The 22,128-nt window shown below is 61.3% G+C and carries 16 protein-coding genes; 11 read left to right on the plus strand and 5 right to left on the minus strand.

Annotation, left to right across the window (positions count from 1 at the left end; genetic code table 11):
* Positions 1–13: 13 nt before the first annotated feature.
* The 6 genes from ACODSO_RS21925 to ACODSO_RS21950 all read left to right on the plus strand — a co-directional run bounded on the left by ACODSO_RS21925 (position 14) and on the right by ACODSO_RS21950 (position 5,709).
* A complete protein-coding gene (locus ACODSO_RS21925) occupies positions 14–691 on the plus strand; it encodes a hypothetical protein (RefSeq protein WP_489038780.1) in 678 nt (225 codons plus the stop codon).
* A complete protein-coding gene (locus ACODSO_RS21930) occupies positions 691–1,239 on the plus strand; it encodes a hypothetical protein (protein WP_489038781.1) in 549 nt (182 codons plus the stop codon). Before ACODSO_RS21925 ends, ACODSO_RS21930 begins: the two co-directional genes overlap by 1 nt.
* A gap of 32 nt (positions 1,240–1,271) precedes the next feature.
* Entirely contained in the window at positions 1,272–1,748 is a 477-nt protein-coding gene (locus tag ACODSO_RS21935) for a hypothetical protein (RefSeq protein ID WP_489038782.1), read from the plus strand.
* Complete coding sequence (locus tag ACODSO_RS21940) at positions 1,748–3,712, plus strand: type IV secretory system conjugative DNA transfer family protein (protein ID WP_489038783.1); 1,965 nt, start codon at positions 1,748–1,750, stop codon at positions 3,710–3,712. Before ACODSO_RS21935 ends, ACODSO_RS21940 begins: the two co-directional genes overlap by 1 nt.
* On the plus strand, positions 3,702–4,538 hold the full coding sequence (locus tag ACODSO_RS21945) for a DUF4913 domain-containing protein (protein ID WP_489038785.1): 837 nt from the start codon (positions 3,702–3,704) through the stop codon (positions 4,536–4,538). The genes ACODSO_RS21940 and ACODSO_RS21945 overlap by 11 nt, the downstream gene beginning before the upstream one ends.
* A gap of 85 nt (positions 4,539–4,623) precedes the next feature.
* A complete protein-coding gene (locus tag ACODSO_RS21950; RefSeq protein WP_489038786.1) occupies positions 4,624–5,709 on the plus strand; it encodes an EcsC family protein in 1,086 nt (361 codons plus the stop codon).
* 745 nt (positions 5,710–6,454) lie between these two features.
* Here the strand turns inward: ACODSO_RS21950 and ACODSO_RS21955 are convergent.
* Together ACODSO_RS21955 and ACODSO_RS21960 are read right to left on the minus strand one after the other, a co-directional pair.
* Positions 6,455–7,042 (minus strand): GIY-YIG nuclease family protein, encoded by a 588-nt coding sequence (locus tag ACODSO_RS21955; RefSeq protein WP_489038787.1) that lies wholly within the window; start codon positions 7,040–7,042, stop codon positions 6,455–6,457.
* A gap of 58 nt (positions 7,043–7,100) precedes the next feature.
* Complete coding sequence (locus tag ACODSO_RS21960) at positions 7,101–7,769, minus strand: 8-oxoguanine DNA glycosylase OGG fold protein (protein ID WP_489038788.1); 669 nt, start codon at positions 7,767–7,769, stop codon at positions 7,101–7,103.
* Positions 7,770–7,877: 108 nt separating this feature from the next.
* On the opposite strand from ACODSO_RS21960, the gene ACODSO_RS21965 reads away from it, so the two are divergent.
* The 5 genes from ACODSO_RS21965 (at position 7,878) to ACODSO_RS21985 (ending at position 19,171) form a co-directional block, all read left to right on the plus strand.
* Complete coding sequence (locus ACODSO_RS21965; RefSeq protein WP_489038789.1) at positions 7,878–8,762, plus strand: hypothetical protein; 885 nt, start codon at positions 7,878–7,880, stop codon at positions 8,760–8,762.
* Positions 8,763–8,802: 40 nt separating this feature from the next.
* A complete protein-coding gene (locus tag ACODSO_RS21970; protein ID WP_489038790.1) occupies positions 8,803–9,264 on the plus strand; it encodes a hypothetical protein in 462 nt (153 codons plus the stop codon).
* A 124-nt stretch (positions 9,265–9,388) separates the two neighbouring features.
* On the plus strand, positions 9,389–12,799 hold the full coding sequence (locus ACODSO_RS21975; protein WP_489038791.1) for a helicase-related protein: 3,411 nt from the start codon (positions 9,389–9,391) through the stop codon (positions 12,797–12,799).
* 114 nt (positions 12,800–12,913) lie between these two features.
* Complete coding sequence (locus ACODSO_RS21980) at positions 12,914–15,685, plus strand: DUF1156 domain-containing protein (protein ID WP_489038835.1); 2,772 nt, start codon at positions 12,914–12,916, stop codon at positions 15,683–15,685.
* A gap of 117 nt (positions 15,686–15,802) precedes the next feature.
* Complete coding sequence (locus tag ACODSO_RS21985; RefSeq protein WP_489038792.1) at positions 15,803–19,171, plus strand: DUF499 family protein; 3,369 nt, start codon at positions 15,803–15,805, stop codon at positions 19,169–19,171.
* A 241-nt stretch (positions 19,172–19,412) separates the two neighbouring features.
* Here the strand turns inward: ACODSO_RS21985 and ACODSO_RS21990 are convergent, their stop codons facing one another.
* The 3 genes from ACODSO_RS21990 to ACODSO_RS22000 form a co-directional block, all read right to left on the minus strand.
* Positions 19,413–19,934 carry a hypothetical protein gene (locus tag ACODSO_RS21990; protein ID WP_489038793.1) on the minus strand — a complete coding sequence of 174 codons (522 nt, stop codon included), beginning with the start codon at positions 19,932–19,934 and terminating at the stop codon, positions 19,413–19,415.
* Between the two features lie 171 nt (positions 19,935–20,105).
* Positions 20,106–20,960, minus strand: a complete 855-nt coding sequence (locus ACODSO_RS21995) for a hypothetical protein (RefSeq protein WP_489038794.1) — start codon at positions 20,958–20,960, stop codon at positions 20,106–20,108.
* Entirely contained in the window at positions 20,957–21,628 is a 672-nt protein-coding gene (locus ACODSO_RS22000) for a class I SAM-dependent methyltransferase (protein WP_489038795.1), read from the minus strand. The genes ACODSO_RS21995 and ACODSO_RS22000 overlap by 4 nt, the downstream gene beginning before the upstream one ends.
* Positions 21,629–22,128: the final 500 nt, after the last annotated feature.

The following is a 22,128-nucleotide window of genomic DNA, read 5'->3' on the forward strand; positions in this document are numbered from 1 at the left end:
GAGACGAACGACCATGACGAAGAAACGAAGCACCAACAGCTCGGCCGCAGACTGGGACACCGCGAGGATCGCGGTCAAGGACAACCTGGACGAGCTCAGAGGCCTCGACACCCACACCGCACTGTACGAATGGGCGAAAGAGCACGAGCTCGCGACCAAACTGCTGTTTCCCAAGTACAAGACCGAGCTGAACAAGCAACTGGGATTGGACTACGACGCCCTCCGCGAACAGGCCTACGCCCAGCGGCGCGAGCAGATCGCCGATGCCGCCGCCGACGGCCCGGTGCTCGAACTCTGGACCGCCGCCGACGACGAAGTGCAGTCCTTCGCCATCTGCGGCCCCGAAGGCGAGGTCGTCACCTACAACACCTTCCACCCCGACAACAAGACCTACCGCCAAGGCGATCAGAACTCCGCCGACCTGTCCGTCGCCGCACTCGCGGTCTTCATCGCCGGCCAAGCCCGAGAGGAACTCGACGTCGACGCCATCCGGCTCGTCCTGCACGTGCTCAACCACGAAGTCAGCGCCGACGATCCCGCTCTGGACCGCGCCGCACTGGGCGGGAAAGTGCACGTGAGCATCGAGATCGACCAGGACAACCCGGCTGCCGAGTGGTGCCGCGAGAACGGCTACAAGTCCTGGCGCGAGACCAATCTGACCACCCTCGTCGTCGACGAACAGGTCGCCTGATGCGCCGCAGCGTCGTCGCAGTCCTGGTGGCAGGCGCGTTGATACTGGTGCTTGGGGTCGCCGCGGTGCTTGTGGTGACCCTGCGCAGCGGCCACGACGACACCGACGGGGCCGCGACCGACGCGCACGTGCATCTCGACGAGCACCGTAGCTCCGATCCGGCGAGCGTCGCCGAAGCTGCGTTGGCAGCGATGTTCTCCTGGCAACCGGCCACCGACACCTCCCCCGCTGCAGCGGTGACCCGCGCCCGGTCCTGGCTCGGTGGCCAGCTCGCCGCCGACGCTGCGCAGCCTCCAGCCACCGACGTCCGTCCACTCCCCCAGTGGGCCGGGTGGCGCGAATCCGGCGACATCGTCAGCGCCACAGCACAATCGGGCAAAGCGATCACCAGCAGCGACACCCGGCAGGTGCTCGAGGTCGCCCTGACCCAGACAGTGCTGCACCGCGACGGCAGCACGACGCCCTACAGCGCGTATCAGATCCGAGCGGTCGTCGAATCCACCACGGACGGTTGGCGACTGACCGAATACAACCTCTCCCCCACCTAGCCGAGATGCTCGACGAAAGGACATCGACCGACATGCGCCACATCGACCCCACCGGGTATATCGGCCCTGAACCGACACCGATCGAACTTATCTCAGCCATGGGAACCAACACCGTGGCAGCGGTGATCATCGCCGCCGTCGCGATACCGCTCTGGTCGCGCCGACACCTGTGGGCACGGACCGCGTCCGTGCTCCTGACCGCAGGTGTTCTCGGAGCGGCCGTCGCCGTCGCCCGAACTCTGATCACCGCGACCAATCAAATGGACGCACTGAGCTACATCACCCCGATGGCCGTGCTCGGCGCCGCGGGACTGTGCCGCGTGTTCTGGACCCGCGCACCAGCGCGCCAAAGCTATCCACTCGACGACTACCCACTCGAGAACTTCTCATTCGACCCTCTGCCTCGACCGACCATCTCTGCCTCAGTGCTGGACGAACCGAAGGACCTTCCGATGAAACAGGCCGCACTGAACACGACATCGCCGCTCGCAGTGCGGTGGGTGCTCTGATGGCACAGGCACGCAGATCCGGAACCGGAACGAGATCGAACGAGAACATCCTCCAGGCCGTCCTGCTGGTTCTGCTCGTCGGCGTCGTGTCGACCTTGGTGCTCTCGTGGTGGGCCGGAACATTCCTCTCCGGAGGCGACCCCAGTGGCAACCCGATCGTCGGTGTCTTCGACTCCCTGACCGGCAGTCGGCCGTGGCCATGGCAATCGACGGTGATCGCCGTCGCGCTCGTGCTCGCTGCCGGGGCGGTCGCGGTGCCGATGGCTGTGCGCCGCAGCAAAGGCCGCACCGAAGTCGACCGCGCCGCCCGGACAATGGTCGCGCCCGGCAAACTCCGCGGCACCTCACCGCGCGAGTCACAGCGCCTCGTGCCTCAATTCGACAAGGCCGATCCCCGCTCCTTCGGCTTCCTGCTCGGGGTCACCGTTGCCGGCAACAGACCGGTCTACCTGTCCTGGGAAATGGTGATGGTGGCCCTGGCCGGAACCCGCATGGGAAAGACCGTTGCCCTCGCCGTCCGAGCGACCCTGGCAGCGCCCGGTGCCACCATCGTCACCAGCAACAAACCCGACCTGTACGTCGCCACCCGCCTCGGCCGCGAACGATACGGGCAAGTGTGGGTGTTCGACCTGCAGGCGGTCAGCGGATCGGTGCATCTGAGCTTCTGGTGGAACCCGCTCAAACACGTCACCACCCTCGCCCAGGCCCGCAAGCTCGCGTCGTTCTTCGTCTCGGCGTCGACGAAGAAGGACGCCAAGACCGACGGATACTTCGACGGCGGCGCGCAGGAACTCCTCGCCCTCTACTGCCTGGCAGCTGCGTCCGCAGGCGGTGACCTGCTGCACGCCGTCGGTTGGCTCGGCCGCGACCAGGACGACACACCCGCGCAGATCCTCGCCGCGTTCGGCAAAACTCGTGCCGCCGCGCGTGTGAAAGAAGCCCAGGGTCTCACCGATCGCCAGCGCGACGGCCTGTTCGACATGGCCCGCCGATTCCTCGACATCCTCTCCGACGACGAATACGCCGGCGCAGTCACGCCGCCCGCACGAGCGATCATCGAGGTCGACGCCACCGACCGAACCGCACCACCGCAGGTGAACACCCGCTTCGGAGAACCGCTGCACGAGCGGATCGAGTTCGACCCGCGCGCATTCGTCGCCAGCACCGACACCCTGTACGCATTGTCGCTGGAAGGACCGGACTCGGCCGCACCGCTGACCACCGCACTGGTTGGGCAGATCTTCGACGAAGCAGCAGCCCTGGCCTCGCGCACACCTGCCCGCACCTACGACAAGCAGACGCCGCGGTGGTGGCCCGACCGGCTGTGGCAGCCGACCGTCACCACCCAAGGCGGGCGTCTCGACGTGCCGTTGGTGGCCGTGCTCGACGAAGCCGCCAACACCGTTCTGCTGCGCCAACTCCCAGACCAGTATTCGCACTTCGGTGGCCGGGGAATCATCCCCATCGCCATCCTCCAATCACCGCAGCAGGGTGCACGGGTGTGGGGCCGGGACGAGTTCGACTCGATGATCGCCGGAGCCGTGCACTTCTACGGCGGCAACATCAAGGACAAGCAGTACCTCAGCGACCTGTCCGACCAAATCGGTACGCACGAAGTGCAATCGACTACCCGCAGCAGCGGCCAAGGCAACCGCAGCACCTCCCAGAGCTGGCAGGAACGGCCCATCCTCCCGGTCAACGAACTCGCCGCCCTCCCAAAATCGAGGGCCATCGTGGTATTTCCCGAGAACCCGCCCGTTCTGATCAAAAAGGTCTGGTGGACCGACACCGAAGACGCCGCCATGATCAAGGACTCGATCATCGAATACAGCGGATCCGCAGAGCAGGCAAAGGAATTGCTCGACGGACCGTTCAACGTCGACTACGTCCAGGACTACGACGACGAGGTTGACGAGTACGAAGAACAGAGCTGGGATCGGGTGGTGAGCATCGATGGACGATGAATTCGCCCTCGACGATCTCGATCTCGACGACGAACCGCAGATCGAGCCCGCCTACACCTCGGTCGACGAGTGGGTGCAGGACTACCTCGCCCGGGTGATCCAGCGGCGTATCAGCGACCGGCCCGGGCACGGTCTGACCTGGGATGCCCGGTGGTGGAGGCACGACGAGGTCGTCGCGAGACTGACCTCCCTGTGGTGGGCGTGGGAATCAGCGAGACGCTCCGTCGAGGATCGCGCCGCAATGTCGGGATGGTGGGTCGAGCACTGCGAGCCACATCTGCGGATGTTGCTCGATGGCGTCACCGGCCCGATGAGCGGAGCAGACGATGCTGGAACCTGGGGCGGATACGGGCCGCTGGCGTGCGAGAAAGCCCCGGACGGGTGGATCGCGGAGGATCTCGCCGACCTGCCTCAGGAGCATCCCCTCCCAGTCGGAGAAGATGCCGAGGAGCTGCCCGCACCCGCCTTCCTGCGGCTCGACGACTTCGTCGAGAAGTACCTCAGCCAGGTCATCAACCGCAAGATCGACGACAAACCCGGACGCGGTCTGTCCTGGGATCGCTGCTGGTGGCGACACCAAGAAGTGGTCTCGCGGCTCAAGGCATTGTGGTGGGCGTTCGAGGAGGCACGCAGCTCACCCGACGATCCGACCTCGATGTCGAACTGGTGGCTCCGGCACTGCGACCCGCACATGCGTGTGCTGCTCGACGGCGAGACCGGACCGATGAGCAACGCCGACATCGACGGAAACTGGCCCGGCCACGCACCCCTGACCATCGCCTACGTGCCCGACGGCTGGCGCTCACCCAAGCATCTGACGCTCTGACCGGCCCATCGTCCCTACCGCACGTCGCTTTGTCAGTCAGGCATGCTGTGATGTCGCTAAATAAGGCGAGCGCTGAGGAGCACACATGGTGATGTCGGAGTACGAAAAGTTGCAGCTCAAGAAGGTGCGTGAGCATCGCGAACGAGAGCTGAGCCGGTCGCCACGCCGGTTCGTCCCAGAGTCCGTGAAAGACAGGGGTCGCCGTATCTATGTCAAAGCTGTTGATACCCCGGGCGCAGCCAAAGTTCGCGACGGCGGAGCCGCCGCCCTCAAGTCGGTGGCCGAGGGGGCGGGCAAAATAATGACCCGGACTGGCCAACTGACGACTTCCGAAACGCGCGTCATCCGTGCGTACGCCAACAAGGGGCACTCGGTCGAGCACCTGGACGACATCCGCCAGCTGGACCTGCATGCGATCGATAAAGTCGCGTCGTTCAAACGATTGCACTACACCTACTCGGCCTCCGCCGCAGCGGAGGGTGCCGCAGCTGGATTCGCGGTTAGCGGCGGGCAAGCGATTGCCACTGTGGGCGCCGTCGCAGGAGCCGGGGCCGCGGCCGCACCAGGGCTCGGCACCATCGCAGCTGCGATGGGCGTGGATGCTGCCGCTGTCCTGACCCTGTGCAGCAGGGTTACTGCTCACGATGCGCTCTACTACGGATACGACCCCCTCGACCCCGCCGAAGAAGTCTTCATGATGCAGGTCATCGGACTCGGTCTTGCGGTTACGCCATCGGCGAAAGCGATTGCCTATCAGCAGCTTGCAATTCTGACACGGAGCTTGGCCACCAATATGGCATGGCGCGAGCTCAATCAGCAGCTGCTGGTCAAGGTCGCCCAAAAGTTCGCAGGACAGTTCACCCAGAAGCTCACCAAGAAGAAGCTTGGTCAGTTCGTTCCGTTCGCCGGTATCGGGATCGGGGCGGTCCTGAACTGGAAGATGATCGACGACGTTGCGGATGCTGCATTCTGGGCTTACCGCGAGAGGTTTCTTTATGAAAAGGGTGGCGCGATACCGCCAATCGTGATCGACGGGGAGCCTGAACACGCAGTTCCTGGGGACGACGGCGAGACATCGATCGATGTCGTAGGAATTCTGGAGTCCGAGGGTATCGCCATCATCGACGAAGAAACACAGCTGGATCAAATAAGGGATGCAGGCCACGGATAGATGCGTGGTCATACACGCGGTTTCCAGCGGCCGAGCGCGATCATTAGTGGACGTTCGCCCCCGGTCCGAGAAGCCGGCCCTGCCGATCCGCGGTCAAACCACCGTAGGCGCTTACCTCGACTGCATTCGGCCCAGGCCGACGAAGATCGCATGACAAAACGGGGGCTCGGTATGACTCATCGGGCGTTAGTCCAGTCGCCCGTTCCACTTCTGTTGCAACCTTGTTCGAGCTGACTCGAAAGTTTCCGGAGCGGGTTGAGACCGAAGCGGCTGCCGCTTCGTCTGCTTGCAATCGTTCACACGGCCACCGGTGGATTCCCCCGGTGATGGCTGCTTCGCTGCGCCAGTCTGCTTGGTATGCGTTGCGGCCTTCTGATTTCTGGCCTTCCTCGCTGCTCTGCTCGTTTTACTTGCATTAGCGGGATACTGGGGTACGGCGATGCGCCGTCGCCGGAGCAGGGGACCGTCTTTCGACGCGTTCACGGCCTGCGCTGCAGCGCGTGCGTTCGCAGCTCGCCGATCACTGATCTGCTGCTGCGCGTCTTTCCTTCGCTCTGCCGTGTTTCCCGCCGTCAGGATCGTGGTCTTGTTCATCCTGCACGGCATACACAGCCATTCAGATCGCAGCTTTCGAATGTCGCCGTACCCGTCGCAGGCCTGGCACTTTGATCCGTACCGCGCGGATCCACCCCCGCTTGTCACTGTCACCCGTGGCATAGCTGGATATTAACGACCTGTTCTGACATCACGGCGTTGGCCAAGTAGACGAGTCTCTTGGTGTCGCTGGTGGTGCGCTCTCCCGGTAGCGCTGACGCGCTGTATCGACGATCTCGCGATTGGGCCCCCGTGTGTGCGTGACGTTCAAGGGCGGCTGCAGGCGCTCAATGAGCGCTGCTTCGATCAATGCCGGCTGCGCGAATTCGACCCAGGACAGCCGCAAATGCACGCTTATCCAGTCGGTGAGACGGCGTTCATCTTCCTCGACGAGCACCACTCGGTCGGTACGCCGCGTGCTGTAGGTTTCCGTGTCCATCAGCAGCCCAGCCAGGGTTCGCCGCAGTGTCGAGCTCCCGCTCCGTCGTAGATGGTTCTGAGTCACACGCTTTCGCAAGTTCGAGGCCAAACCGAGATACAGCAGCCGGTCTGTCGCGTTCGCCGCTGCGGTCGGGCTACCCAGCAGGGGGAACGTCATGGGGTCCGCCCACCAGCAGTAGATGCCTGGAGCAGGGGGCAACGAGGCCGTACAACTCTCGACCGGATTGGTGGTGGCAGCCAGAGTCGAGGCGATCTCGCTCAGAACGTTGTCGTCGGTCCGGCCGAGATTCTCACTCATGAGTGCAGTCTTCCCTGCGGCAATACCGGTGCCAGAAAATTCTGACGATCGAGGGTCGTCATCTGCCGAACAGTGCCCGCTCGATCACGTCCGGATCGGTACCGGCCTCACTGGCCCAGTCGGCGGCCAAGTCCAGGTACCGCGAGTACATCTCAGGCGGCCCGTCGGATTTCCAGGTGTCGCTCGTCCATTTGTTCAGGGCAGCAACAACGTTGCTGTCATAAATCAGCGGTCGCCCGAGCAGTGGCTTGGTGTCGTAGCCGCCAAAATAGAGCAGCTTGGTGAAGAATCCAGCCGCAAGGTAGCGCACTTTGAAGCGTCCACCGCCGCTCAGTGCCCGGTAAGCGCTCACCGGTCCGTCGCGGTGCGCGAGATCCAGCGCTCTGGCGAGCTTGTCTGCTACACCTGCTTCGTGCATGGGCCTCAATGCCCGGACGAGTGGCTGACCGGGGTTGGTGCCCCACGCGATACATGCGACATGCAACTGGGCAATAGCCCAGGAAGACCCTTCCTGGACTGCTCTGTCGGCGATAGCGAAGACGTCACGACGCGCGATGAGTCGGTACTTTCCCTCACCGCCGGCGAGGTCATCCAGCTCAGCCGGCCACATCCGCTGGTCGGGCAACTTTGTGTGAATATCTGCGGGATCGAACCGAATCGTCTGCGACAGCACCCAGTCCCGCCCTGGGGTTTCACGAGACGAGAAAAGGTCGGGCGGTACAGCCATGACAGCACGCTACATCCGGTCACTTGTCGAACTTGTACTCAGGTTGTCAGTTTATGGAGCACAGCCAGGCTCCGGCGACGAACCGGTCTCTGATGGCATGCTCGAGTGATGAGCCATCCTGCCAGCCGCCGAACCCATCTGGTGTCGCTGTCGCCGTGGCGCAACGCTCTCGACGTCTACGTCGGGGACGACCAAACAGCAGAGGAAGCCAACAACGATCTGGTCTGGGAGGCTCCCGGCACCTGGGACATCGGTGACGTCATGGTCATCGTGGTGCCAGGAAGGCAACGCGCCATCCTCAACGTGGAGGTCTTCTCCAGCAACTCCGAGCAGGGCACTTTCGAATCGGAGGACAGCGCAGATCCCTACACGCGCGGTATATCGGTCGCAGCACTCGAAGCCCGCCTACACCGCCCTATCCCCGAGGCGCCGGCCACTCTCGATCCAGAGTTCGCCCGCCAGCTTCTGATCGCGATCGACGAGGAAGCTCAGCAGCCGACACCGTGGTACCTCACAGACACCAGTGGATGCGCGGGCGGGTCAGTGGCGGTCGAACCCGACTTGACCCGCCGCTACGGCCTGATCGATCCATGGAAGTGCTTCTGCTGCAACAAAGATTATTCGTCCCAACCGTTCTGGGCAGGCCGCGACGCGCTGCAACTCCACCAGTGTTCGTCCGAGGACATCTCGGAACTCGATGTGTTCGTCTTTCCCACCGGTCCTGCGGCCGGTGTCACCGTATGCGGTGGTTGCCATGCGATGTTGCACAACCCGTTCGGGCCATCGGTGATGGATCTGCTTCTCGGATGGAGACCACCATGCCCGGACTGCCAGCGACACCACGCGTTACGAGTACTCCACGGTTTGCCGGCACAATCCCCGCCCCCGGGGTCCATTCACGCCGCCGATCCCGTCGCTGATGACAACTTGTCCCCGCAGTACCACTGTGGACACTGCGGACACGAATGGTCGACTTCGAGCAACGCCGAATGAATGTTCGTGTGCGACCACTAGCAGTTCTAGGAGGAATGCCGTGCTCATCGAACCGGAGCTGACTCTCCCACCGCTCAACGACGGGCAACGACTGTTCATCTGCGTGGGCGACCCGTGGGACCAGGCTCTACGAGACGTGCGCGCCGGACGCACGGATTCGACGTTTCTGTGGAACGTCGCCCGAAGTTACAAGAAGGGCGACTGGATTCTCACCTACCTCGCTACTCGCCCCCGTGTGTTCCTGTGCTGGGAACAAGCAACCCGTGACGCGACGCCGAACGGCAAACTGTGGGTCGATCATGAGACCACTGTGTACTTCTCGAACTTGGTCGTCGTCGACGACATCGAGAAGCAGACGGGTTTGAAGATCGCACCGAAAGCCCAGTTCGGAGGAGCCGATGCGCAGAGCATCCGACACGAACTGATCACCAGATTGTGGTACCCCACAACCTGGCATGGTCTCGATGGAAAGGTGACAGGTGCTGACATCGCTGACTATTGAGCGCGACCGGTGACGTAGGCGAGGTGGAAGTGGCGTCAAGTCGTTCCCAACCGAGTGCCGAATCAACGGTGCTGTCAGACCTGTCCAGTAGCGTGGGCCGGCTATCGAACTGGAGGTCCTTTACGTGCAACTCGAGAATCTGAAAACCGGGCTCCGTCTGGCTGGAGTGATCCCGGCCGACGTGGTCACCGTCATTGCAGTGCAGTGGCACGGTGCGGATGCACTTGAATTGACGTACAAGACCACGGCCGGAGCACTCGGTCAGCAGGTCGTCTTTCGGAGGGACCAGGATCAGCTAGACGTCGCGCAGAGCGGCAGTCGTCCGTTCGACGCGCCGGCTTCGGACTTCAAGTTGGTCGCCGAGGCGCAGCGTATCGGTCTCGCAGGGCTGTTCGACCCTATGCTTGCCGTCGCCACCAGCGACGTTCAACCGCTTCCCCACCAGATCAGAGCTGTTTACGGTGAGCTGCTTCCTCGCACCCCGCTCCGATTTCTACTCGCGGACGACCCTGGGGCCGGTAAGACGATCATGGCCGGCCTCTACATCAAGGAACTGATCCTGCGCGATGACGTACGGAAGTGCCTGATCGTCGCGCCCGGCGGTCTCGTCGAGCAATGGCAGGACGAACTCTTCTTCAAATTCGGCCTGCGATTCGACCTGCTGACGAACCAACTGATCGACGCGAACGTCAACCTCAACGTGTTCGACTCCAATCCGTTGCTGATTGCCAGGATGGACCAACTTGCTCGTAACGAACAACTTCAGGAACAGCTCGCGGAAACCCAATGGGATCTCATCATCGTCGACGAAGCCCACCGCATGGGGGCGCACTACTTCGGTGGGAAACTGCAGAAGACCAAGCGCTTTCTGCTGGGCGAGGCACTGGGAGAGATCACTCGGCACCTATTGCTCATGACTGCTACCCCCCACTCCGGCAAAGAAGAAGATTTCCAGCTCTTCCTGACTCTGCTCGACAAGGATCGGTTCGAAGGCAAGAACAAGGTCACCGCCGACACCAGCGGTGTGATGCGGCGGATGGTCAAAGAAGACCTACTCACCTTCGAAGGTAAGAAACTCTTTCCCGAACGTATCGCCGAAACCGTCCCGTACCAGTTGACAGCCGGTGAATACGACCTCTACGAGCGCGTGACCAGCTACGTCCGCGAAGGCATGAACCGCGCAGAACGTGTCGGCGGCAAACGCAAGAACACAGTCGGATTCGCGCTCACCGTGCTACAGCGCCGACTGGCATCGAGTCCCGAGGCCATCTACAAGAGCCTGGTTCGGCGGACCGAACGTCTCGAACGCAAGAAGCAGGACATCATCAACGGCACCTACACCGAGCCAGCACCGGGCCTCGACCTCGAAGACCTCGACTCCGACGACTACAACGCCGAAGAGATCGAAGAACTGGAAGAGGAACTCCTCGACGCAGCGACTGCTGCTCAGACCGTCGAAGAGCTCGACACCGAACTACTCGAGCTCGCCGACCTCACCCGGATAGCCAAGCAAGTTCGCGACGCCGGAACCGATCGAAAATGGACCGAGCTGTCGACCATCCTGCAGGACCATGCGCTCACCACCGATCGCAACGGCCGGCCACGCAAATTCATCATCTTCACCGAACATCGCGACACACTCGAATACCTGCGCGCACGAATCGGTTCTCTCCTCGGACGCCCGGACACAGTCAAAGCCATCCACGGCGGTGTACGCCGAGGCGAACGGCGCCAGATCACCGAAGAGTTCACCAAGAACCACTCCTGCCAGATCTTGCTCGCCACCGACGCCGCTGGCGAAGGCCTGAACCTCCAAGCTGCCCACCTCATGGTCAACTACGACTTGCCCTGGAACCCGAATCGCATCGAACAACGCTTCGGCCGCATTCACCGCATCGGGCAGGAGGAGGTATGCCGACTGTGGAACGTCGTCGCAGCCAACACCCGTGAAGGCGAGGTATTCACCAGACTTCTCGACAAGATCGAAGAACAACGAAAAGCGTATGGTGGCAAAGTCTTCGACGTTCTCGGCGAAGCGTTCTCCGACACCCCGCTGCGCAACCTGTTGATGGACGCTATCCAATACGGTGAGCAACCGGACGTCCGAGCCAAGATGCACGAAGTGATCGACCACACCGTCGGCGACGGACTCAGAGGCCTGCTCGACGAACGAGCACTTGCGTCCGAGCACCTCGCGGACTCCGATCTGGCTGCTCTCCGGGCAGCTATGGACGAAGCGCGCGCACGCCGTCTCCAACCGCACTACATCGAACTGGCGTTCAAAGCGGCCTTCACACGGCTGGGAGGCCGTATCGCTCGACGCGAAAAGGGGCGCTACGAGATCGCCAACGTTCCGGCATCTCTACGCTCGAGCAAGCAGGGCCCCATCGCGAGTCGCTACGACCGGGTGACCTTCGATCTACCTCACGTCCAACCCGACGACCTCCCTCGTGCCGACCTTCTCGCTCCTGGTCATCCCCTTCACGACGCCGTGATGGAGGAAGCCCTACGCAAGTTCGGAGCGGCGCTCACCTCAGGCACAGTGCTGGTTTCCTCCACCCTGGACGCCCCGCATCTACTCGTGGGTGTGTCGGAAGAAGTCGCAGACGCAACCGGCTCATCGGTCGCTCGACGATTCGGATACGCCTACGTCGATCAGCTTGGTTCGGTCACACCGGCGGGCCCAGCTCCCTACCTCGACTGCGTCGCGGCACCAGAGGTAGCCTCGGTCGCCGCTGCTAGATCGATGCCTTGGCTTTCGGAAGCCGAGGACAAAGCCGCGAGCTGGATCATTTCGCACCAACTTCCCGAATACCTCGCCGAGGTGCAACCGCGCAGAGCAGCAGAGCTCCAAAAGACCCGTGAACTCGTGACCAGTCGCCTGCAAGGCGAGTCGGAGCGACTTCTCCTCGACGCAGCCGTTGCTGCCGAAAAGGAACAAGCCGGTGACAAGGCGAAGGAATCGTCGGAGAGCCTCAACAGAAAGGCAGTGGAGCTCGACTACCGGCTACGACAGCGCCTGGAACTACTGGACCAGCAAGCGTTGATGTCCACCAAGCCTCCACGAATTCTCACCGCGGCGCTGGTCTTACCGATCGATCTCGTGGAGGGTGAACTTCCATCCAGTGCCCCCATGCACGCGAAGGAGACCAAAGCGGTCGAACGTCGCGGTGTGGATCTGGTCTTGGCGCGCGAGCGCGACGTCGGTCGCGTCCCTGTTGAGCAGGCCTTCAACAACAAAGGGTTCGATATTCTCTCGACCGCACCAAACGGTGACACCTACCGCATCGAGGTCAAAGCGCGCATCGAAGGCTCTGAGGATTTCTTCGTGACCCACAACGAGGTCATCATGGGCAAAAACTCCGCCCCCCGTTACCGGTTGGCACTTGTACGTGTCGACACGCGCGGTGCTCAATTCGACGAGGTCCGTTATCTGGACAACCCCTTCGCAACCACAGATCTCGGCGATTTCGACGCGACGGGGATCCGAGGTAACTGGGACAAAATATGGAACAAGGGCCAGGAGCCTTTCTGATGTTCGCAGTCCTACCGACATGACGGGCACCTACGTAGGCCCGGCTAAGGTTCGTAGATCGGTAGCAAGCGCAATAAGACACAACTCGAGTCGGGCCCTCGAAGGGATAGCGGAATAGTGACGAAACCTAAGCTAATCGAGGTTGCGCTTCCTCTCGAAGCGATCAATCGCGCGTCGGCGCGGGAAAAGTCGGTCCGTCACGGTCATCCGTCGACACTGCACCTGTGGTGGGCCCGTCGCCCCCTTGCCGCGGCACGCGCAGTCCTCTTTGCCCAGCTCGTGGACGACCCGTCAGCACATCCTGAGGAGTTTCCCTCCGAGGAAGCCCAGCGTGTGGAACGCGAACGGCTTCATAGCATTATTGAGCGGCTCGTCGTATGGGAGAACGTACGAGACGAAAAGCTCCTCACCGAGGCACACGCGGAGATCGTGAAGTCAGCACCGGACGGTCAGCCGCCCGCGATCCTCGACCCTTTCGCAGGCGGCGGCACTATCCCGCTCGAAGCCCAGAGACTCGGCCTAGAAGCGCAGGCTTCAGACCTGAATCCTGTGGCTGTACTTATCAATAAGGCTCTCGTCGAGTTTCCCCCCAAGTTCAAGGACCAACCTCCAATCTTTCCCGGTCGCGCGGACTCACAGATACGCATGTGGGAAGGGACTGAGGGTCTCGCCGCCGACGTGCGCGCGTACGGCCAATGGATACGTGACGAAGCCGAGAAAGAAATTGGTCACCTATATCCGAAGGCAGACGGAAAGAACGTCATTGCCTGGATCTGGACACGCACCGTGACCTGCCCCAACCCCGCCTGTGGCATCGAGATGCCGCTGGTGAAGTCGTGGTGGCTCGGAAAGAAGAAAGGCAAAGAAGCATACGTCGTGCCACACGTCGTGCCAGACAGCGCTGCCCCTGGCGGGCGCCGCGTTCGGTTTGAAATTGGTCACGACCCAGCAGAGGCACCACGCTCCGATGACGACGGAACCATCGCAAGGACAGCAGCAACGTGCGTGGCGTGCAAGGGGTCCGTCCCACTGCGCTACGTTCGTGAAGAAGGAAAGAGCGGCCGACTTGGTTCGGTACTGATGGCAGTCGCGACAGAAGGGAATCGACGTCGCGAATATCTTGCTCCGACCGAAGAGCACCAACAGGCCGCCGATGTCGGCACGCCGGAAAGCATTCCAGTTGGTTCATTGCCGCCACACGGTTTGCAACCTGCGAATCCGCAGACTATTGCAATCTATGGATTCAACGAGTGGTCGGACCTGTTCACCAACAGGCAATTGATAGCATTGACGACTTTCAGCGACCTCGTCATGGCGGCCCATGCCAAGGTGATCGCCGACGGCGCAACCACGGACTATGCTGATGCACTCGCCACTTATCTCGCAATGACGGTCAGCAGACAGGCCGATCTCGGTAATGCCCTCTGCCGGTGGGAACCGAACGCAGAATGCCCTCGAAACCTTTTCGCCCGCCAGGCAATTCCGATGGTTTGGGACTACGCGGAGGGCAACCCACTAGGCGATTCCTCGGGATCATGGAAAGTTCTGCTCGATGGTGCTCAACGGGCATTCGGTGGCGTTGCCTTCGGTACCGGACGTACCGCTGCAGGAACGATCCAGCAGGCCAGCGCGTCGGACCGGCCGTTTGCGAACGTCGTAATCAGTACCGATCCGCCTTATTACGACAATATCGGCTACTCGGATCTCTCGGACTTCTTCTACGTCTGGCTACGTCGTTCCTTGAGGGAAATTCACCCAAGCCTATTCAGCACAATGCTAGTTCCCAAAACAGAAGAACTGGTCGCGAATCCGCACCGCCATAACGGTAAAGCTGGAGCGAAAGATTTCTTCGAAAAAGGGTTTAGGGAAGTGTTCGCGCACGCGCGTGCGGCGGCCAATTATGACTACCCAATCACCGTCTACTACGCGTTCAAACAGAGCGAATCCGATGAGGCGGGAGAATCATCAACTGGATGGGAGACGCTTCTCGAAGGAATGATCCGATCCGGTTGGGAAATTACATCAACCTGGCCGGTGCGCACCGAAACTTCTTCGCGCATGGTGGCGCAGAATGCCAATGCCCTTGCGTCGTCTATCGTGCTGTCACTTCGTCCCCGCGAGGACGGCGGGCCTACGACCGACCGGAGGGGGTTCATTGCCACGCTCGAAGCGGAGCTTCCTGACGCCCTTCGAAAGCTCCAGCAGGGACAGGTCGCCCCCGTCGACTTACCCCAGGCAGCCATTGGCCCTGGCATGGCGGTGTTCAGTCGGTACTCCGCCGTTCTTGAACCTGATGGCGCAAAGATGACAGTGCGCTCGGCGCTGGCCCGCATCAACGAGATCCTTGACCAGGTGCTCAACGAGCAGGAGGGCGACTTTGACGCCTCGTCACGTTTCGCGATCGCTTGGTACCGCCAGCACGGGTACGGCGTAGGAAAGTTCGGTAGCGCAGACGGTTTGGCAAGAGCCCGTAACACGAGCGTCGAGGTCATGGACAGGAACCAGATACTGAGCAGTCGCGCCGGAAATGTACAGCTGCTGAGCCCCGTCTCCTTGTCAGACGAGTACGACGTCCTAACGGACGCCCACATCAGCAGCTGGGAAGTCCTACATCACCTGATCAAGATCCTCGACAGTGAGGGCATCGAACCAGCAGGTAGCTTTCTGCGCTCCGCGCTCGGCCGCCCGGATGGTGCAGTCGACGTCGATCTTGTCAAAGAGTTAGGTCATCTACTTTTTCGCATCGCCGAGGCGAACGGATGGACCAAGGACGCGCTCAATTTCAATGCAATCGTCACCAGCTGGCCGGAGATTTTCGACGTCTCGCGTTTGTCGGTCGACGAAACCATCCGGCAAGAAAGCTTCGACTTTGCGGTGGACGAATGAGACTGTGCGAGACCGCAGGAAAATGGCAGCGGACGCCAACGAGTCAGGCCGGTCTGGGGCATGCGGCGGCGCCGGTCCGCACGAGTGAAACCCATGGACGAGGAAGGCTGACACCACATGGCATCTAGCAATCGGGACCGAATCGACCAGATGTTTCAAGTGATGGCACCGGCCCTGGACGACTTCATCTCGTTGGTGATCGGGCAAGCGGACCCCGCCCTGGGTGCCGACTGGGTCAAGCTCGTCAAGGACAAAGACGTGCGAAACGGCGCGCCAGCAGGGCGAACATACGATCCGCTCGATCCTCAGGTGCAGTTCCGCATTCTCACCGAAACGAACATCACGTCCTCACATCAACCGCGTTGGTATCCGTTCAAGCAATCGATCGGACGTTCAGGGGAGACGTTCGCCAATGAACTCCGCGAAGTGCGCAACAACTGGGCGCACAACGGAACCTTCAGCGACGACGATGCATACCGCGCCCTGGATACTGGGGAGAGACTCCTCAAGCTCATAGGCGCGCTTCCAGAGTCCGAACGGGTGACGGGTATCCGCCTCAACCTCAGACGCGTTACGGCTGACAAGGCCGACAAGAAGGTCTTGAAAACGGCGGTCGACAATCCGGAGGCAACCGGATTGAAGCCGTGGCGCGAGGTCCTACCGCCCCACCACGACGTCGCCACAGGAAATTTTCACGCGTCCGAGTTCGCAGCTGATCTGTACAAGGTCGCGAACGGGGGTGAAGTCGACGCTGACTACGCGGACCCTGTCGAGTTTTTCAAACGGACGTTCCTCACAGAGGGTTTACGCGATCTGATCGGACGGGCAGTGCGCCGGCTGGCCGGTGACAGCAACGCATCGCCCGTCATCAACCTGCAGACGAATTTCGGTGGCGGCAAGACCCACTCGATGCTGTCGTTGTGGCATGTGGCGGCCGGGCTGCCAGTCGGCCAGTTTCCGCAAGACACGCAAGAACTGCTCAACAGCAGCGGCTACGCCGGGGCGACCGTCAATCGAGTAGCCATTGTGGGTAACCATCTGAGTCCGTCGGGAGTTCCCAAGGCCGACGGCACCCACGTGAACACCATCTGGGGGGAATTGGCCTGGCAGTTGGGCGGCCGCGAGGCCTACAACCTCGTCGAGCAATCGGACTCGGACCGCACGCCGCCCGGTGAAGCACTCCACAATCTGCTGGCGACGTACTCACCGGCGGTGATCTTGATCGACGAATGGGTCTCCTACGCTCGTTCGCTCGTGGGTCGCGACGATCTCGCAGGAGGCACCTTCGACGATCAGTTCACGTTCGCGCAGTCGTTGACCGAAGCCGTCAAGGGAACCGCTGGCGTCCTGCTGGCAATATCGATCCCCGCCTCCGAGTCCGGAAATGACGACGATGCGCCGATCGGAAACGCAGAAGAAGTCGGCGGAACACACGGGCTGGAGGCCCTCAAACGTCTGCAGAACGTCGTGCGCCGTGTAGCTGATCAATGGAGGCCGGCGTCATCTGACGAGGCGTACCACATTGTCAAACAACGGCTCTTCACCCAGCCGGACGCCGCGGCACTGGCCGCAATCGGGGCCACAGCTCGCGCCTATGTCGAGATGTACCGCAAGTACAGCGACGATTTTCCTCGCGAAGCCCGCGATCCAGCGTACGAGAATCGCATCAAGCAGACCTACCCGATTCACCCTGAGCTGTTCGACACCTTGTACGAGGAATGGTCATCACTGGAACGGTTTCAACGCACTCGCGGCGTGCTTCGCTTGATGTCGACAGTCATCCATGCACTGTGGACCGGTGAAGATGCTTCACCGCTCATCATGCCGGGATCAATCCCTCTTGCGACCTCGAACGTCAACTCAGAGCTGACGCAATATTTGCAGGATTCGTGGAAAGCGATTATCGACGCTGATGTCGACGGGCCGAATTCAGAACCCGCACGAATCGACAAGGATCGCCCACTGTTCGCACAGCGTTCGCTGACCAAGCGGCTGGCGCGAACAGTCTTCTTCGGTGCCGCGCCCACAGTAGCTCCGGGTGCAGAAAGCAAGGGGATCGGCACGCAGAGAGTCTTTCTCGGGACTGCAGTCCCAGGGGACATACCGGGAAACTTTCACGCCGCAATCACCCAACTCGCCGATCGAGCCACTTACTTCTACTCGGGTTCCGGAAAATACTGGTACGACCTGCAAGCGAACATCAGCAGAACAGCCAAGGACCAGGCCGAGCGACTGCACAAGGAAGAAGTGTGGGCGGAGATTGCTCTGAGACTGCAGGGCCAAAGTAAGACCAGGGCCGACTTCGCGGGCGTGCATGTCAATCCTGAGTCCAACGCAGACATACCCGACATCGATGAAGCGCGACTGGTGATCCTACATCCGAAGGTGTCACACAAACGCGGAACCGAGTCGGCGGCGAAAGAGTTCGCCGACAAGGCAACAGAGCAACGTGGGACTGCGAACAGAACACACCGCAACATGCTCGTGTTCCTCGCAGCTGACGAAGCCCGGCTCGGCGAACTGAACAATGCCACGCGCGACTACCTCGGTTGGAGCCACGTCCTCGGTAACGAGGCTGACCTCGACCTCACTCAGAACCAGAAGAACCAGGCAGCGCAGAAACAGTCACAGGCCGACCAGACAGTTACATCACGGCTGTTACAGACGTTCGTCTGGGCGCTGGTGCCGGTCCAGCCCAATCCTGGAGCCAGGTTTTCCATCAGGGAAGTAAAAGTCGAGGGGCAATCGACATCCCTGGCGGAGAGGGCTTCTCGTCGTCTTGGAAACGACGGAGATCTCTCCATTCGTCAAGCGGCCGCCACCATTCGTTTGGCGATCAACAAAGTCCCGCAAATCTGGAAGAGCGGCCACGTCTCACTCGGTACATTGTGGGACCTCTACAGCGATTACCCGTACATGCCGCGATTGAAGAATCGCGCTGTGCTGAACGAAGGTGTACTCGATCTGCCCTTGATCTGGCATACCGATGCTTTCGCCTTAGCCGCGAGCTACGACGACGCGACTAACCGGTACGTCGGCCTATGGACACCGGACGACGAAACCACCGCACCTGTTCCAACCGATTCGCTATTACTCGTGCAACCCGATACCGCGACACGCCAACGAGCTGGCGAGATCGTAGTAGACATCGACGGCGACGGCGACGGCGAGGGAGGCCATGGTGGTGGTGGACACCCACCGCTACCTGATCCTCCTCCCGGGCCAGGCCCTGATGTTCCTGCGGTCAAGGTCAAGACGCGCTTCTACGGGACGAAGACCCTCAATGAGGACAAGATCGCCCTCGACTTCAAGAACATTGCAGACGAGGTCCTGACGCATCTACGAGCCGACCCCGACGTCACCTTGACTGTGTCGATCGAGATCGAGGCCACCAAAGAACAAGGCTTCGACGAAGCAAGGATCCGCACAGTTTCCGAGAACGCACGCACACTGAAGTTCGACCAGTCTGGGTTCGAGGAGGAGTAGAGGCTGGATTCCACGTCACTTCTAGAGCCGGACCGGAAGGCAGTGCTGATTCCGTCACGGCCGCCTCGCACTCAGGGATGTGCCGAGCGGAGCTTTCGACTTGTGGCTGCGAGACAGTCCGCTCAGCCCGGTGGTGGACGTCGGCGGCGGTCGGTGCAATAATGTTGGTGCGCGGGGCAGTAGCCTCGTCGAAGTGAACCCGGCAGCCTTCCGGACGGTTGGTGAGCCGGGTTTTGCGTTTCTATCGCACGGTGCTGCGAGCTTGGATGATCGGTTCTATTCGGCCGCTCCAGTGACCTCCTTTCGCCAGGCACCATGCGACCGCGTCGGGGATCCAGAGCATCGGTTCATGCTTTGCTCGAACGTGCTCGTAGCTCAAGCGGTCCTGGATCTGGTGCCCACGGGTCGCCAAGTAGAGCGTCTGTCGATCTGCTTTCAGCAGGGAATCGTCCTGCTCGATTACCAGACGGGTAGCGGACAGTTCCGCCAGGTCGGAAACCAGCATTCGAAGAGCCATCGTCCGGCCTTCGCGTTCGGGCAGGGATGCCGCGTCGTAGACGTGAACTTGCACTGGGAGAGCGACGATGACGGAGCAGATTTCTTTGCGGCGCGAGTCGCGCTCGGACTTGAAGTGGATCCGCTCCTGGCCTTTCAGTCGCAAGTCCCCGAGAGCCTTACGGGCGGTGGCGAGGTGGCGCGGATCGGCAACCGCGGCCACGACAACCAGCCCTTTGGCCTTGGTTTCGTCGACGTAAGCGTGCATGAAACGAGACGGTAGACGACAGGGGTGCAACCTACCTAGCGGGTGTACCCGCCCTGGCGGTGTCTCGTACTGCAGTTGATCGACATAACACATGCTGGTGGGACAACACGAAAAGGTCCCGGGCGTCTGCGACGTCCGGGACCTTCTCAGTGATGCCCGTTTCCTACGTGATCAGTCCGGCGTATCCGTCGGAGCAGGATCTGGTTCCGGGCTTTCGATCGGATTGTAGGTCGGGTTTGGGTTGAGGCGATCGGCGGCGGTTGCCCCGACCAGGGATCGAAGCAGGCGACGACGAGAGCCAAGCTCCATCTCGATGCGGGGTGGTTCGGTCTCGGGATTCGGTGATTTGTACATCACCGCTTTCAACCGCGCCTGCCCGGTGGGGAAGGTCGGGGTGTGCCCCTCGATGATTCCGACCGCGTCGTCGTCGCCGGGGTTGACGACAGTTCCGCTGCCGGCCTGATGGATGTTGACGACGTAGATGCTGACTTTGTCGCTTCCATATACGGTGTTCATCATGTCGCGGAATCGGACCAGCTGAAGTAGCGAGTGCTCGACGCTCTCGACGAAGTTGGGGCGGCTGTAGTACAAATTGAGCATCTTCGAGACCTGAGGATTCTCCCGCAGGAAGACTGGATCGATCATCTCGAATTCCACTCTGACACCCCGATTTTTGATAGTGCTCTCGATCATGTCCATGTCCTGAGTCACTCGCGTCATTCCGACGCCCCAGACGAAGATCTTCTTGGCATGAGGGAGTTCCCACAGGCGAGCGAAGTCCTTCGATCGATCCTGCCCGTATGTGGTGTAGACAACGCCGCGCGCATCATGGAGCCGCCGGATCGCCTTCGCCTGCTTCTTTGCTTGCACCACCATCAGTCCCACGATTCCAAGCAGGAAGGCGATGATAACGACCGTGGTGACGACTGCGATGCTCTCGGACAGCAGTACGGGCACCACACCAGCCAAGGCCGTGAAGGCGAACGTCGCGGCGATGGGCATCCAGGGCTTCGTGATCTTGTTCATGAGTCCGTCCTCGCTACGAACCAGTTGCCCCAGACCTTCTCGGCTTCGAGACGATCCTGCGCGCTGTGGTGGGTTCGCACCTCGAGGCCTGCCGAGGTGATCAGATCCACGACCTCCTCATGCGTATAGCGGGTGCGGAACCGGTGCCCAGAGCTGCCTTTGGCCTCGTACCCGGACGAGTACTCGGAGTGCACGGTGGTGGCGAGGTACGCGATGCCGCCGTCGGCGAGAAGGTCGCGAACCTTGAGCAGGACGGCGCGATCGTACGGCGGCGGAAAGAGATGCACGAACGCCGAGCAGAGAACCACGTCGTACGTGTCGTCGAAGTGGTGAGAGAGGAACTCGGCCTCGACCACCTCGGCACTCGGTGCGTTGCGCCGCGTCGCCTCGCACATCTGCGGGGTGTATTCGACGGCGGTGACGTCGTAGCCGATTTCGTCAAGCATGCCGGTGAGGTAGCCGTCGGCCGAGCCGAGCTCAAGCAGACGGTCACCACGCCTTCGAGGCCGCAGGGCTTCGAGAGGGCTCAAGAGCCACCTTTTCGCCTGTTCGCGGCGGAATGCTCCGGTGCGTTCGTACACGGCAGGAAGCTCCGCGTACGTCGCGCGATTTCGGTGGAGGGCCTCGACGATCTCGGTGTCGAGGCCTGGGGACAGGGATGCGCTCATGGCGATCATCCGTTCCGCGCGCATGCGCAGTTTGGGATGAAGCCCGTTCCGCGAATTGCCGTTTCGTGCAGACAACCCGACTGCACGACCGTGTCGGAAGCTACTCGGGGTGAGAGATCCTGGCCTTCACGGGAACGGACTCCATCTTCTGGTCGAGGCCTTACTGCCCGCTCGATCAACGCTGAAGGGTGCAACTCCAGCGCTACGCGGAAGGCCAGGAGCCGAAGCGTTCAGCTCCCAGGAATAGAATGACCAGAACAGCCGCGTACCGTCAAGTATTTCCCTCAAAATTGAGGGTTTTGTAAAGGGTTTTGTAGTTGACGCTGCTGGCCGATGCTCCTAACGTGGGTACGTCGCTGTTTCTGTGAAGGGTCAAACCTCCGTAAAAGGCAGATTCAGTTGACCTGGTTGAAGGCCGATCCTGGGTGCAACCGGTTCGGCAGCGGACAGAAGGTCACAACATCACTGTTGTGACCTTCTCGTCTATCTAGGAGCCGACC

The organism is Rhodococcus sp. FG69 (assembly GCF_057808915.1).

Bases quoted from the DNA above. Each gene is read 5' to 3' on its own strand.
- ACODSO_RS21955 (WP_489038787.1), bottom strand. From the start codon at position 7,042: ATGAGTGAGAATCTCGGCCGGACCGACGACAACGTTCTGAGCGAGATC.
- ACODSO_RS21995 (WP_489038794.1), bottom strand. From the start codon at position 20,960: ATGAACAAGATCACGAAGCCCTGGATGCCCATCGCCGCGACGTTCGCC.
- ACODSO_RS21930 (WP_489038781.1), top strand. From the start codon at position 691: ATGCGCCGCAGCGTCGTCGCAGTCCTGGTGGCAGGCGCGTTGATACTG.
- ACODSO_RS21965 (WP_489038789.1), top strand. From the start codon at position 7,878: ATGAGCCATCCTGCCAGCCGCCGAACCCATCTGGTGTCGCTGTCGCCG.
- ACODSO_RS21960 (WP_489038788.1), bottom strand. From the start codon at position 7,769: ATGGCTGTACCGCCCGACCTTTTCTCGTCTCGTGAAACCCCAGGGCGG.
- ACODSO_RS21990 (WP_489038793.1), bottom strand. From the start codon at position 19,934: ATGCACGCTTACGTCGACGAAACCAAGGCCAAAGGGCTGGTTGTCGTG.
- ACODSO_RS21925 (WP_489038780.1), top strand. From the start codon at position 14: ATGACGAAGAAACGAAGCACCAACAGCTCGGCCGCAGACTGGGACACC.
- ACODSO_RS21945 (WP_489038785.1), top strand. From the start codon at position 3,702: ATGGACGATGAATTCGCCCTCGACGATCTCGATCTCGACGACGAACCG.
- ACODSO_RS21935 (WP_489038782.1), top strand. From the start codon at position 1,272: ATGCGCCACATCGACCCCACCGGGTATATCGGCCCTGAACCGACACCG.
- ACODSO_RS21940 (WP_489038783.1), top strand. From the start codon at position 1,748: ATGGCACAGGCACGCAGATCCGGAACCGGAACGAGATCGAACGAGAAC.
- ACODSO_RS22000 (WP_489038795.1), bottom strand. From the start codon at position 21,628: ATGAGCGCATCCCTGTCCCCAGGCCTCGACACCGAGATCGTCGAGGCC.
- ACODSO_RS21950 (WP_489038786.1), top strand. From the start codon at position 4,624: ATGGTGATGTCGGAGTACGAAAAGTTGCAGCTCAAGAAGGTGCGTGAG.
- ACODSO_RS21985 (WP_489038792.1), top strand. From the start codon at position 15,803: ATGGCATCTAGCAATCGGGACCGAATCGACCAGATGTTTCAAGTGATG.